This is a genomic window from Methanobacterium aggregans (genome assembly GCF_017874455.1).
Taxonomy (GTDB): Archaea; Methanobacteriota; Methanobacteria; order Methanobacteriales; family Methanobacteriaceae; genus Methanobacterium_C; species Methanobacterium_C aggregans.
On record NZ_JAGGLN010000001.1, the window covers coordinates 436,360 to 449,337 of the forward strand.

Here is a 12,978-nt window from a genome sequence, read left to right on the forward strand (position 1 = left end):
AAAGTCTATTTAATGGATCTCATTCAATGAAAAATATGTTTAATCTATTGAATCCTAGGAATTATATGTTTTTACATTAATTAACTTTATAGAAAAAATTGATACATCAGAACCTTCATTTTTTTTGTGGCCCCAATAAAATAGTAGTGAAAAAAATTTGTTGAAATTTTAAAAAAATGATGTATTTTAAAAATTGATGTTCCTACAAGGATTTTATCAGGATTATAATTCCTATTAAAACTATTACTATGGGTCCCAACTGTTCCTGAATGTACTGGTAGGGTATGATTCCCAGGTTAACTGCGTACCATAAAACACCTGCTATTATGAAACATAAACTGATATAAACGCCCCATATGTTGATCTTCCCCTTCATCTTTTTATTTTCAGGCTTATTTATTTTGATATCATCGTTCATTTGATTCACCTTCAATTGACAACTTAGTTTTTTTTTAAAAATTTCAACAATTATAAGTTATTCAATCCTTTTAACTTCTAAAAATACACGATTAAAACTTAAACCCTATGCAGTTTCAATTAAATAGTTATGTCTTGCTTTTTGTAATGTCACGTTACCCTTTAATTTATTTGTATCTGTGTAGTTAGATTCTGCATCATATCCCTGGGATATAAGTGAGGTTACCACTCCTTCAGCCACGTACTTTTGAGTATTGTAATCAATGGGCCTTGAAAAATGCAAGGTCATCACTATTGGGTCGCTTCCTGTAACATCTATACTTGTAACCCTCAGAGGTTGCATGCTCCTATCCAACAGTGCCATGGTTGAAGTGGCGTTATCAGCACCTAATTTCACAGAAGTTTCTATAATGTTTTTTTCATTGGCATCGGCTATGAAAGTAGCGAAGACAAGGACTATTGCCAGTACAATGGCCAGAAATAGTATCAATTCAACTGAAATTTGTGCCCTATCATCCATTCTCATGTTTCTCTTTTTTATTTATAATACAGTATATTTTTTACTATTTAATTCACTGAATTTTCATTTTTGTATCACCTTATTATCTTATGCTTGTTGATCACAGACCATAAAAATCAGTAATAAAAAATAAATCAATGATATTAATTCAAAAGGTATATAAACCTTGTGCCGCCATATAATTTATTAATTGGATAGATTTAATGATTTTAAAAAGTGGAGAGGACTGATTTGAGTATTAAAAGGGATTCAAGGGGCTATGCGTTTTCTCTAGATTTATTACTTGCACTCATACCCATCACAATAGTTTTGGGCATGGTTGCAGGTGATGTGGACAACATGATGTACCAGGTTCAGGACACTGTTTTCAGGGGATCAATGGATCGTGTGGCATTTGATACCATGAACACACTTCTTGAAACATCCGGAACACCTACGAATTGGGAGGAAACTGGTAATCCTTCAGTTGCAGGTCTTGCAATATACGATCCATCTGACGGACCATTAGAGGGGACTATAGATACAAATAAACTGCCTTCACTTACCCAAGGTGATGTTCAAAATTTAATTGGAGATGATTATGACTTTTTCATGAAGGTCACCTACCTAAAGGATGGTACACTTGTTAAATCATTGGGAACCTATAACTCAGGTGCAGAGGATATAGTCCGAGTTGAGAGGGTTGCAATTTATTCCAACCTTAAAATAGTATCCCAAGCGAAGGATCTTATAAGGTATACAGGAACTCCAAGGGTATACTCAAACCCCCCAGATCCTTTCCAAACCAGCAAATATTATCTGCAAACATATGATTATTATGTTCTCCTTGTTAACAGAGGGTACAGCTCCGTAGAAGTCAATATAAACAATGAGAGAGTATTTGATCCAAATGATATTCGTGGATCCCAGGATGAGTATGCCACTTTGGTTAAGTTAATTGATCCAAAAGCTTTGTACAACGAAACAGAGCTACAGAACAATACCGTGGATGTTAGGGGAACAAGTACTCCAGGATCTTCCCTTGATGTTTACATAGTGCAGGTTGTTAAGGGCACTCCTAAAGAGGATGTTAATTTAGACAGTGTTGTGCCTCAGAAGGTTAAATTTGAGCTTTATATTTGGCCCAGATGATTGTATAAGTAGTTAAAATGGTGATAAATAATGGATGATAAGGGTTTTATTTTCACAACGGACGCCGTGCTTGGTTTAGTGGTAGTAATAGTGTTTACTGCTTCTTTGATTACTTACTTCGCTCTGCCAGTGTACAATGGAGAGGATCATCAACATTTACAAGCCCTTGCTGATAGTGCCCTCAGTGTTATGGAACAGGATGGAAGTCTTCGACTTGCAGCAATCAAAAAGGCCAGGGGAGATACATCAGGAGCTCAATTAATTCTAAATTCAGAACTGGAAATATTGATACCTGATAGTACAGCTTACAATATTACTGTGGGTGAGGGTACAAATACTGTTTCTGCTTCAGATGACAGGGGTCTTCTCTACGCCACTGATACAGTAACCAAAGTTAAGGTTATATCCGGTCCAGAGGAAGGATGGATGGGAAGAGCTTGGTACAAAGTCGAAGAGGTTGAGTTTGTGAATCAGCAGCAGAACGTTACAACAACTGTCTGGAACTTCCACAACTGGCTTTCAAATTTCAGCCCATGGAATAATTATTATGGTCTTGATGATGCAGATTACTGGGGAATGAGTAACTGGCAACCTTATTCCATAAAATTCTCAATACCTGACAATGCTACAATAATTGGAGGAACCTTCCTCTTAGGTGCCAACAGCCATCGTAGTGATAGGTGGTATAGAGGACCAGCATATGGAGCTAACGTTCGTGTTAATAATATAGATCATCTTATATCCAGTTCAAATTTCACCTTCCTGAATTTAAGGCCAAATTCATACGAAACCATGTACAACTACCAGGGCAATTTAACTGCTGCTGAACTTAAAAATGGTGCCAATAATTTCTACGTTAACTTCAGAAGTCCTGTTGATAGGTACAGCGACATGCCATGGTTCTCGATGTTAGCAACTTACACAACAAATATAGCCCTTCCTCAGGGTATAACAACGAGTATTGACAATTTCACAGATTGTGCTGGAGTGGCAGTACCAAGTGCCCAGGATTTAGATGGAAATGGGGCATGGAATGAGTATGGATTTTCATACAACTTACAAACAGGACAAAAAATATTCTTCAACCAGTTAAGAAGTGTTAACTGGAATACCTACTTAAACAGGAACAGTATTTATTCTGATGGTACACCTTTCGTTTTAACAGGCATCCCACATGGCGCTTCAAGTGGATGTGCAGTCAGTAAAGTCGTTGATATAAACATACCTGAGGGTTCAAGAATCTTCGATAGTTACGTTGTTATAAATTCCTACGGTGGTGTTGACAACACCCTTGTTGAAGTTTGGGATGGTTCCCAGTGGCAAACTGCCTTCAGTTCATTTGACAACACCCAAGTTAATGATGGTTACGGTAACAACCCTGGTATTATATACGTTAGGGACTATCTGAAAAATGGAAACAACAAGGTTAGGGTAACAGTATGGGACCAGGCCCCTGGAAGTGATTACGATTTCGTTGGACTCACCAACTGTTACGCAGTTACAACCTACAGTAAGTTACCAATTAAATGGGAAAACTTCGCTTTTACAAGTTACCAGAGCGGCAACAATCAATTATCCCGAACCAAGCAATTTACAATAGGAAGTGATGCTAAGCAGGCACTTCTTTTCGTGGGTGTTGGAACGAGTACTAGGCACATCAAAGTTGATTACAACAATGGAACTGTTCTATATAATAGTGATACTGTTCCATTCGTTTTGGATCTAGCGGCACTTGATACTACTGTTGCAGGTGGTCATGTTATCACTTCAGGTACAGCAGGAAACTACACACTTAAACCAGGAAATTACACATTAAGGGTTACTGTAACGGGACCAGCTAATGCATGGGAATCTGGTGATAACAATGCAAATGCTGCATTATTCTCTGGAACCAGGGTTGCAGTGATCTATCCTAAGTTCCTCCAGAATATATGGGAAACTTCGTATGCATCAACAGCAGCACAGGCAGAGTACAATGCAGGTAAAAGCTTAAATAAAACTTTAAGTGATGCAGGAATAAGTGTGGATCCTAGTTTAATTAGAACAGAAGCTATGTACACTGGTGACCTTCCAAATGCCATACCTGTAAGATTGAATTTATGGAAACAGTAAGGTGATATAAGATGGATGAAAAAGGATATGCATTCACACCATTGGCATTCTTGCTCTTTATACCTGTAATAGTAATAGCATTATCCTATGGCAGTATAGTAAATGAATTAAATGATCTATCTGCACTTGCAATAGGTGGAGATGTCACATACAACACTGCTACGAATATATATTCTGCAATGGAGAAAGGTGCTGCAGATGCAGGTAGAAATGGAGCTTACAATGCAACGAGAAATGTTATTGATAACAACGCCTTTATGACAGACAGTAAATCCTACATAACCAACAATGTAATGAACAACATGAACGATTATGTCATCACTGCATGTCAGCGTTTAGAGCTGGAAACTGGCCGACAGATCTACATAAACAACATTTCAATTACAAACAGCACGTATCAGGTATTTAAATCTGGGGATGTTAGCATCACACAGGAAGATCCCTTTGGATTCTACGTTAACATCAAGGGAGGCATACCTATAAGGGTGGAACAGAAAGATCAGGTGTTTGAAGGTTACACTCCAGAGATGAAAGCATATGTTTCTATTGAAGGAATAGAAGACCCTTACATTTGGATAAATTCCAAAGAAAGGATAAGTACGGTTATATACAAATATCCTCATTTCATAAAGGATCCCCTGGGTAACGATTACCAGTTCCACTATTCAACAGATTCAGATGGGAAACGTTTACACTACCTTTGGGAGTGTATGAATGGTACGGGTAACCCCAGTGAGATCTATCCTCGTCCTTACTACTTCATTGACCCCAATGGATTATCTTTCTTTGATAGGTTAGAGAATAAAACTTCTGCCTCATCAACCAGTGCATCCAACAGTAGAATGAGCACATTTGTACTTGGTGATCCCCTCTATGAGGATCATGGAAGTAACGCAGCAATATCTCGCCTTGATCATGAGTACTTCGCAGGTGTGGGTGGAACACAAATATATTTAGGCACTGGCAGCAACCAGATAGAAATGAGAGAGCCAGATATTAATGGAACACCAAATGGGGACATATTTTATCTTTCAAGTGCATATAAAACCTTCTTTGATTTAACAGCTGCTCATTATTAGGTGATCATGTGAAAAAATTGTACCTCGATAACAAAGGATTTGCAACTGCAGAGTTTCTCTTTGTAACCTTGATAATACTGGTGATAATGGGTGGAATGTTATCACTCATATCTGGTGAAATGGACAAAACTCAGACTGGAAACCTTGGACAGGCCCGTATGGAAGGTGAAGTAATAGCAGAAGCCATAAACACTGCTTATATAAATAGTAATGGTTACACCATCAATTTAGATCTTCCCAAATATGATAAGGATAATTCTGTCCAGTTTACAGCCGTTGTAACAAGTACAGGAACCAACAGCATTCTTACCATCAATTATGGAACTCAAAGTGTTGATATCAAACTGATACCCAAAAATGTTGAAAACTACACAATGGACAGTGAACAAAAATACAAGGTAAAAAACAACAATGGAACCATAAACTTTGACACTTACTGAGGAGATATCATGGACCTTGATTTAACACCAGAAAAAAAAGCATTGATCGCCCTTGGAGTTGTGGTTCTGATCATCACAATCTACGCTTACAACCCCTTCTTCCAGACTTCCAACAACACAACAGTTAACAACACAACACCTTCCAATCCATCAGTTGTCCCGGTGCCATTCACACAACAGGGATCTGATAATACAACAGCGTCCAACAACACAACTGGAAATTCCACAAGTCAAATAACAGCAGAACAGGCCCAGAACATAGCTGCTCAGGCAAATTCAGGTTACACTGCAGGTCAGGCAACTCAAAGTTCAATAACAGTTAATGGACAGCAAACATCAGTATGGGTTGTTCCATTGTTGAAAAATGGTTCAATTAAAAAAACAGTTTACGTAGATTCTAATACAGGAAGTATAATACAGCAAACCTAAATACAGTAACTAAGAGACAATGATTAACATAAAAAAATAATTGATAACTTCTATTAACGATCACGGTGAAACCATGGGAACACTTGCAGTTATACTGATGATAGTGCTATTTTTAGTATTGATGGTCTTCATATTCTCAATAGCACTGTTAACACCTTTAATTGGTAAAAAAAATCTATTATTTGTCATATTTCTTGGATTCACAGTTGGAGTTGTGGGGGGTGCATTCTTCATATCTCCAATAATGGATGACATCCCAGATATGGGAAGATCCATCTACCAATTCACAAGCAACAGTTCAGAGGTTATAGAAGTTGATGTTGCAACAAATACCAACGTAACTCAATTCATTGAAACTACAAAAGGTATTGAGGGTGTTAAAAGTGTTAAAAGTAATGAAATAACCATTAAAACAGACCCCTTTTCAGACACCTGGAAGAATATAATAATGGCAAGGGCAGCTTCAGTTAACAGCAACATAACTTCAATTAGTATACCTTCAAACAACACCATAATAGTTAAGGTTAATGAAAACAGCAACCCTCAGAACGTTATAAATAATCTTGAAGAGTGGTTGATGTTTGCAGGGGGAATAAACATAAAATACAGCACAGTTCATGTTTCTGTGAATGTTGATTCATCCCAGGTTGATACTGTTGTGGCAAAACTCCCACAAGATCAGATTGTAATAACTGGGATTAAAGGGCCTGTGGAAGATAAGATCCAGTACTTAAATGCGGTACTGCCAAAAAAATCAAATGTAGTTCTGGTATGTGGAATTTTAGGCATGCTGGTTGGACTTACAGGTGTTTTCCTAGACACCATACTGGAAGTTTTAAGAAGGACCAGGGATAAATTTAGAAAAAAGGAAGAATGAATCACTCCTTTAAAATAATTCTTTTAGTTATTCTTCTCTTTTTCTAAGAGTTATCCATTTCAGAAGATTCATTTGTTCAACATGATGGAAAACCAGGAGTTCACTGAATTATTTTCTAATACAGGAAGCAGTTATATTATAATAATAAGTTATACCACTAATTAAAATCACTATAATTAATTAAAATAAGAATTTAACTTGATTCAACGATTAAAACAGGTGAAACTAATATGAAAGCAGCTGTACTATTTTCAGGAGGCAAAGACAGTACAATGGCAGCATATAAAGCCGTTGAAGAAGGTTGGGAGTTGGAATGTCTTGTTTCCATGTTCTCAGAAAACCCAGCATCCTACATGTTCCATGTTCCCAACATAGGTTTGACTGAATTATCCTCAGAGGCAATGGGTGTTCCACTCCTCAAAGCCAGGACCCCTGGTGAAAAAGAAGAGGAACTGGAAGATTTAAGGAAGGTTTTAGGGGAACTGAAGGAAAGGGGTGTTGAAGGTGTTTTTGCAGGTGCCCTGGAATCTGTCTATCAAAAATCAAGGATAGACAGTATCTGCAGTGAACTTGGACTTGAGTCACATGCCCCACTCTGGCACAGGGATCCCAGGGAGTACATGGAAGAGATCATAAACCTTGGATTTGAGGTTATAATAACCAGTGCATCTGCAGAAGGCCTTGATGAATCCTGGCTGGGTAGAAAGCTGGATCTGGAACTTCTGGATGAACTCATAAAACTCAATGAGAAGTACGGTATTCATATAGGATTTGAGGGTGGTGAAGCTGAAACCCTTGTACTTGACTGTCCTCTTTTCAAAAAACGTATAAATGTAGTTGAGGCACGAAAGGTATGGGAAAAAGACAGCGGATACTACTTGATAGAAGAAGCTGTTTTAGAGGATAAGAATTAAAAATAAAGAATAAATTTATATAATTTTCTTTATTGTATGATACACAAAAACTATACTCAAAACAAATGACCCCTTACATCTGGAATTAAAGTCAAAAAATACATATAAACTGGAGTTTGATCAAAATAAACCTGAAAATTATTGGAGTAGGTGCTCTCGTTAATGCAGCTTTAACTATTATTTTATCAAGAATCTTTTTCCCTCTCTTAGTCTTAGGCCCGCTTACTGGAGGATTCTTATCATCTTACCATAGCAGAGGATATGAAGATTACGATAAAATGGATAAAAAAGATGGAATGGTTGTAGGGGCAATTTCAGGATTAATTGGAGGTTTAATAACAGGTTTATTATTCATTCTGGGCATTGGAGATATAACATCCATTCTAGGAGTAATCTCCACTGGCAATACATTACTCAATGCATATATCATCATTCAACTGTCATTAATTATGAGTTTTGTTTTAGGATTAGTTGGAGGATTCCTCGGAGTCATTGTCAAAAAGTAAAGTTTTTTCATATATCATTTCTCTGTGATCCACTGGATCAATGCTTCAACTTCATCTGTTTCTATTTCTACTTCTATTTCTCCAAGTGGAGATAGGTAACCATCAACAAAGTTAGACACCCCAACAAGTGCTGCCTGTTTACTTAAAGAGAAGGTGATTTTAGTATCATGCACACCTTTTTCAAGTATTCTGGTTGCAGTGTCACGTATTCTCCTTTCTCTTAGTAACTCCTTTAAAATCTGAAGTGATTCTATACCTCCAGAAACCAGAACATAATCTTCACCTATTTCAATATCATCATAATCGAACATGTTAGAAAGAGCTTCGGTAACCTTTTCAAGATCCTCTGTTGGATTAATCATTGCTTTAGCCTTTACTTTGCATTTCATTTTTTAATACGCCCCTCACAACATTTTTAAGTTTCTTCACAGGCCCTTCATTGACGATCATGTAATCCGAAGTTGCGATCACATTTCCAATTCCAAAGTTAAGTTCGCGCTCGTCCCGCTTTTTAAACTGGGATAATTCCATTGAATCATCATCCCTCATACGTTTTTTAAGTCTTTTGAACCTTGTTTTGGGAGTTGAATGAACTGCTATTACCTTGAAATCCTTGAAGTTTTTTCTGAAGATTTCAACTTCGTAGGGACTTCTTATACCTTCTATCATGTAAACATCATCTGCTGAAGCAGTATCCTGATTCATGTTTGGATTATGTTTTTTATCCATAGATTTTATTGATTCAACACAGCGTTCTGCTACCACAAATTCACCGTACTCCTCTCTTAATTTAACTGCAACTTCTCCAGGTGTTGAACCTCTTTTTTCGGCCTCATCTCTGATAACATCCCCCATACGTACGATGGGTATTTTCAGGTTCTTAGCCACCCTTGAAACAACACTTTTACCAGAACCCGGCAGTCCCGTAACCCCAATAACCTTCATAATTACGCATCACCAATATAAGTTCTTGAAACTATCTTCAATGATTCTTCAAGATTCTGATCATTATTAAAATTTTCCAGTATCATTTTAAGATCATCATCACTGTAATTTTTAAACTCTGCAACTTCCTGGATGATATTTGGTAGTGCACGTACAACGTTGTCAACGATGGTTATACTCGAGGTTTTTGCAGTTCTTGAGAGTGGATTGAGATCAACTGTTACAACAGTCTTTCCATTTGCAACAAGCGCCTCTGCCCTGTCACCATCTTCAAGAGGCACCAAAACAACATCTGCACTGTAAACTCCCTCAAGACTTGCCCTTGCCCTTGGACCTTCAAGACCATCTATAATTCCCTTTTCTTCATCTTCTATACCCAGAACCCTTCTGGCACCAGCATCCTTAAGTGTTTCTTCAACTTTTTCAACCCTGGAAGCGGTTCTGTAGAATAGGTTTATTTCTATCTTTGCTCCAAGGGTTTCTGCAAGTTCCACAACCAATTCCGCTGCAAGAGCTGTTGTGTTACCATTAACTGATATAACCGGGTTTTCTGCAAGTAGAAGTGCTGCTGCACCTGCCCTTTCAGCTTTTCTGGCAGTTTCCGTTGTTTTCTCACCTATGAGGTAGTCAAATGCTTCACCCCGTCCATGGGCTATCATTCCAGAATCTGCAAGTATACCCTTTTTGTAGGCATCCACTATCTTTGCCCTTAACATGAGTGATTCATATCTTGGATGATCTTTAGGTATCATATGTATCAACTATGGAATTTAGTGTATATATTACTTATTAAATAACTCCTTTTTTCAAAATAACCTTTTTAAGTGGAAATATTTTTATTTAAAATAATAATAAAATGATTTTTGATATTTAAACCTACTTAGCCATAAAATAGTAAAAGGTACAGATCCCATTTTTTTTATTCACACACTGCAAATTGGGATGTCAAAAAAATGGATGGATTTAAAATTTTGTTTTAACTTTTTCTATTATGTCTGTGGGTTTGTTTCCAGTTAAATTCATGAACTTCTCTTCCAACTTAACCTTCACAAAATCTCCTTCAACTGCTCCGATGGTGTTTTCCACCATGTAAATATCAGGTTTAACATTTGAACGAATATCATATTCAATCTTTACATAAGCAACGTTTTTACCCGCTTCTACCACGTCACCATAGGTGTAGTTCCTGTAGTACCTGATTCTGAATATAAGGAATACAACAGCTACCAGTATCAATGCAAATATTAAAGTTGTCAGTGACGGGAAGAACTCAAATGAGAATGCAGTTACAAATGCAGAGTTGGTACTCACAGCAACCAGAATCAGTCCAATAACAACGTACATCAAAAAGAAGTCCCTGTAGGCTGGAAAATCATTACTGTACATGAGTTTTATACGTTTGTAAAGCAGGTAAACAATGTAGGCTACAGTTAAAATTCCCAGGATTGCGTAGATAATTCCAGCTATGAAGTTGAATATGTAGAGTATTGACAGTATGAGGAATACTCCAGATAATATTTGAAGCCTTAAGATGGTGTTTTCCTTTTCCTTGTAACTGAAACTTCCAGATATGAAAATGGTATCTTCCGAACCATCCATTTCCCTGCTTAAACGTTCAATATCTTCAGGTATGTCAAGAGGTTCCTCGGATTCATCTTTTTTACTGGTTATTTTGGATATTCTTTCCTCAAGATTTGCATTATCCTTTATTTTGTCAAAGTTTTCTTTGATGCCCTCAGTATCAATTTTGGATTTAATATCTCCCTTATCTATGTTTCTAAGTTTCTCTGGAATCTTTGGTATTGCAAGAATAATTATTCCAATAAAAGAAAAAAATTTTAAGATTAAATCCCCAAATTTATTGAACAAACCCATGTGTTACCCTTCTGATAGTTTATAATCATTGATTTCATTGATATTATGTTACACTAACTGTTATCACTTTTTCATTTTGTTTCCATTCCACAACAACGGTATGCCAACCTGCAGCATTAGAGTTAAGATCCTGATTGCTTAACTTGTAATCTGTATCCCTTGCAATGGTTTTGGTTTTACTACCTGATAGTGGCACTGTCATGGAAATTCCATCTGTCCCTGTTGTGAAATCATTGTGCTTTGGAATGTAAACACTCAAAGTTCTTTTTGAACCTGGTCCATTTGCATAAACCAGATCAGCAGCGTTTGCAATAGTATCTACAGCTGCCTTTGCATCTGATGCTTTGGAAACATCACTACTGGAATTTACTGAACTTCCAATCATGGGTATGGTAACTGTACCTAAAATAACTAGGATTACAAGAATCAAGAGCAAATATTCCACAGAAGCCTGTCCCTTAACGTCCATCTTTATCACATCTAATTCTATCATTTTACCACAATATAAATTTTGTTTTATAAATCTTTGATAAGGATTTTCCCCTAAATGATCGTGTACAAAATCTTCTCTATTATGAAAGCCAGATCTCCTATAAAAAGGGATATTAAAAGGCCTATCAATATGGATGGGGCAAATGGAACTCCTCTCTTTATTCTGAGATTGTTCTCTATTTTTCCTTCCTTAAAAATATTTTTTAAGTGTTCAATATCCTTATCTTGAAGGCCCGCTGCCATTGAACCTACTACAAGTTTTCCCCTAGGACCAGAAAGCTTGCTGACATCACCGGTTTTTATAGCTTCCTTGAATTTGGTGAAAAATCCCTTGTCATCAATTTGAATTTCTCCATCCAGTTCATACATGTTGTAAGCTGGTATCATTCCATCTTGGAGTTCACTTATTTTATAATCATCCTGCAGTGCCTCCTTGCTCACACTGGTTAAGATCTTCTTTATTATATTTATGAAGGTTATGGAGACCAACAAAAATCCAATGCTTATCAATGTAATCTCAAATCGGCTGTAAAGTGCAAAAGCTACTGTAACAGTTACAACAACTGCTTTTAATTTATCTGGAAGTTTGGATATTGCCAGTATCAAAACAATCGTTAAAATAATGGATATTATCAGGGGATAATCTATGAACTGTCTTATTTCAAGGATTATTGCTGCTGCAGCTGTTATAACTAGGGCTAAGAGGATATTTTTTGTGTAATCTTCTTTTATTGGGGCTAATAATTCATCCAGAAGGTAGGGCTTCTTTTTCACAGCTATGTAGAACACGAATATCAGGAGAAATGGGAGTATTGAGAGTATGCTGTTTATGATAATGGTCAGGGCAAATGGGTAGACTGCAAAAACTGGAAAACTCCATGAACCCACGTTGTAATTTAGGAGAACTGCTGGGAAGGGTAGAAGAGCTGCAAGTGCTGTGAATAATTTAACATCCCCCCCTGCCCAGGCCCCGAACTTCCAGAACAGGTAGCCCAGTGCAAAGATCACTGCAGTGCAGATCACACAGAGGATGAGGAACATTGGGTTAGAGGTCATGAATGCATAAATACCGTTTAATACAATACCAATTCCTATTAAAGGAAAGGTTAATTTGTTTTTAATAACACCGTCTTTTATATCAGAGTAACTAGCATAAACACATGCTAGTATTGCTATAACTGCACAGATAAATGGAATATTTATTATCATAAAAATCGTTGCTTTTAATTTTCTAATTATTT

16 protein-coding genes are annotated in these 12,978 nt (G+C 36.9%); 8 read left to right on the forward strand and 8 right to left on the reverse strand.

From position 1 onward, the window contains the following. Positions 1–202 precede the first annotated feature (202 nt). Together J2756_RS02135 and J2756_RS02140 are read right to left on the reverse strand one after the other, a co-directional pair. Entirely contained in the window at positions 203–418 is a 216-nt protein-coding gene (locus J2756_RS02135) for a hypothetical protein (RefSeq protein ID WP_209581957.1), read from the reverse strand. 105 nt (positions 419–523) lie between these two features. After that, complete coding sequence (locus J2756_RS02140; protein WP_209581958.1) at positions 524–937, reverse strand: class III signal peptide-containing protein; 414 nt, start codon at positions 935–937, stop codon at positions 524–526. Between the two features lie 231 nt (positions 938–1,168). On the opposite strand from J2756_RS02140, the gene J2756_RS02145 reads away from it, so the two are divergent. From J2756_RS02145 to J2756_RS02180, 8 genes are all read left to right on the forward strand, one after another. Further along, positions 1,169–2,068, forward strand: coding sequence for a hypothetical protein (locus J2756_RS02145; protein ID WP_209581960.1), 900 nt, complete (start codon positions 1,169–1,171; stop codon positions 2,066–2,068). A 30-nt stretch (positions 2,069–2,098) separates the two neighbouring features. Beyond that, positions 2,099–4,180, forward strand: coding sequence for a hypothetical protein (locus J2756_RS02150; RefSeq protein WP_209581962.1), 2,082 nt, complete (start codon positions 2,099–2,101; stop codon positions 4,178–4,180). An 11-nt stretch (positions 4,181–4,191) separates the two neighbouring features. Beyond that, positions 4,192–5,259, forward strand: coding sequence for a hypothetical protein (locus J2756_RS02155; RefSeq protein WP_209581963.1), 1,068 nt, complete (start codon positions 4,192–4,194; stop codon positions 5,257–5,259). 8 nt (positions 5,260–5,267) lie between these two features. Beyond that, positions 5,268–5,699: a hypothetical protein gene (locus J2756_RS02160; RefSeq protein WP_209581965.1), complete on the forward strand. Its 432-nt coding sequence runs from the start codon at positions 5,268–5,270 to the stop codon at positions 5,697–5,699. A gap of 9 nt (positions 5,700–5,708) precedes the next feature. After that, positions 5,709–6,128, forward strand: coding sequence for a PepSY domain-containing protein (locus J2756_RS02165; RefSeq protein WP_209581968.1), 420 nt, complete (start codon positions 5,709–5,711; stop codon positions 6,126–6,128). 73 nt (positions 6,129–6,201) lie between these two features. Beyond that, positions 6,202–7,005 (forward strand): hypothetical protein, encoded by an 804-nt coding sequence (locus J2756_RS02170; RefSeq protein WP_209581972.1) that lies wholly within the window; start codon positions 6,202–6,204, stop codon positions 7,003–7,005. A gap of 230 nt (positions 7,006–7,235) precedes the next feature. Continuing rightward, positions 7,236–7,919, forward strand: coding sequence for a diphthine--ammonia ligase (locus J2756_RS02175; protein ID WP_209581975.1), 684 nt, complete (start codon positions 7,236–7,238; stop codon positions 7,917–7,919). Positions 7,920–8,035: 116 nt separating this feature from the next. After that, a complete protein-coding gene (locus tag J2756_RS02180) occupies positions 8,036–8,425 on the forward strand; it encodes a DUF5518 domain-containing protein (RefSeq protein ID WP_245315884.1) in 390 nt (129 codons plus the stop codon). A gap of 14 nt (positions 8,426–8,439) precedes the next feature. Here the strand turns inward: J2756_RS02180 and J2756_RS02185 are convergent, their stop codons facing one another. From J2756_RS02185 to J2756_RS02210, 6 genes are all read right to left on the reverse strand, one after another. After that, positions 8,440–8,814: an RNA-binding domain-containing protein gene (locus tag J2756_RS02185; RefSeq protein WP_209581977.1), complete on the reverse strand. Its 375-nt coding sequence runs from the start codon at positions 8,812–8,814 to the stop codon at positions 8,440–8,442. Beyond that, a complete protein-coding gene (locus tag J2756_RS02190) occupies positions 8,792–9,370 on the reverse strand; it encodes an AAA family ATPase (RefSeq protein WP_209581981.1) in 579 nt (192 codons plus the stop codon). Before J2756_RS02190 ends, J2756_RS02185 begins: the two co-directional genes overlap by 23 nt. Before the next feature lie 2 nt (positions 9,371–9,372). Continuing rightward, entirely contained in the window at positions 9,373–10,122 is a 750-nt protein-coding gene (locus J2756_RS02195) for a 4-phosphopantoate--beta-alanine ligase (protein WP_209581985.1), read from the reverse strand. 211 nt (positions 10,123–10,333) lie between these two features. Further along, complete coding sequence (locus J2756_RS02200; protein WP_209581988.1) at positions 10,334–11,245, reverse strand: DUF2101 family protein; 912 nt, start codon at positions 11,243–11,245, stop codon at positions 10,334–10,336. Between the two features lie 43 nt (positions 11,246–11,288). Then, the gene (locus J2756_RS02205; protein WP_245315886.1) at positions 11,289–11,738 is read right to left on the reverse strand and encodes a class III signal peptide-containing protein; all 450 of its coding nucleotides are present in this window, start codon (positions 11,736–11,738) and stop codon (positions 11,289–11,291) included. Between the two features lie 50 nt (positions 11,739–11,788). Next, the gene (locus tag J2756_RS02210; protein ID WP_209581990.1) at positions 11,789–12,946 is read right to left on the reverse strand and encodes an A24 family peptidase C-terminal domain-containing protein; all 1,158 of its coding nucleotides are present in this window, start codon (positions 12,944–12,946) and stop codon (positions 11,789–11,791) included. Between the last annotated feature and the right edge of the window lie 32 nt (positions 12,947–12,978).

Coding starts and splice junctions, on each gene's coding strand:
- J2756_RS02135 (WP_209581957.1), bottom strand. CDS start 418: ATGAACGATGATATCAAAATAAATAAGCCTGAAAATAAAAAGATGAAG.
- J2756_RS02140 (WP_209581958.1), bottom strand. CDS start 937: ATGGATGATAGGGCACAAATTTCAGTTGAATTGATACTATTTCTGGCC.
- J2756_RS02150 (WP_209581962.1), top strand. CDS start 2,099: ATGGATGATAAGGGTTTTATTTTCACAACGGACGCCGTGCTTGGTTTA.
- J2756_RS02155 (WP_209581963.1), top strand. CDS start 4,192: ATGGATGAAAAAGGATATGCATTCACACCATTGGCATTCTTGCTCTTT.
- J2756_RS02165 (WP_209581968.1), top strand. CDS start 5,709: ATGGACCTTGATTTAACACCAGAAAAAAAAGCATTGATCGCCCTTGGA.
- J2756_RS02170 (WP_209581972.1), top strand. CDS start 6,202: ATGGGAACACTTGCAGTTATACTGATGATAGTGCTATTTTTAGTATTG.
- J2756_RS02175 (WP_209581975.1), top strand. CDS start 7,236: ATGAAAGCAGCTGTACTATTTTCAGGAGGCAAAGACAGTACAATGGCA.
- J2756_RS02185 (WP_209581977.1), bottom strand. CDS start 8,814: ATGAAATGCAAAGTAAAGGCTAAAGCAATGATTAATCCAACAGAGGAT.
- J2756_RS02190 (WP_209581981.1), bottom strand. CDS start 9,370: ATGAAGGTTATTGGGGTTACGGGACTGCCGGGTTCTGGTAAAAGTGTT.
- J2756_RS02195 (WP_209581985.1), bottom strand. CDS start 10,122: ATGATACCTAAAGATCATCCAAGATATGAATCACTCATGTTAAGGGCA.
- J2756_RS02200 (WP_209581988.1), bottom strand. CDS start 11,245: ATGGGTTTGTTCAATAAATTTGGGGATTTAATCTTAAAATTTTTTTCT.
- J2756_RS02205 (WP_245315886.1), bottom strand. CDS start 11,738: ATGATAGAATTAGATGTGATAAAGATGGACGTTAAGGGACAGGCTTCT.
- J2756_RS02210 (WP_209581990.1), bottom strand. CDS start 12,946: ATGATAATAAATATTCCATTTATCTGTGCAGTTATAGCAATACTAGCA.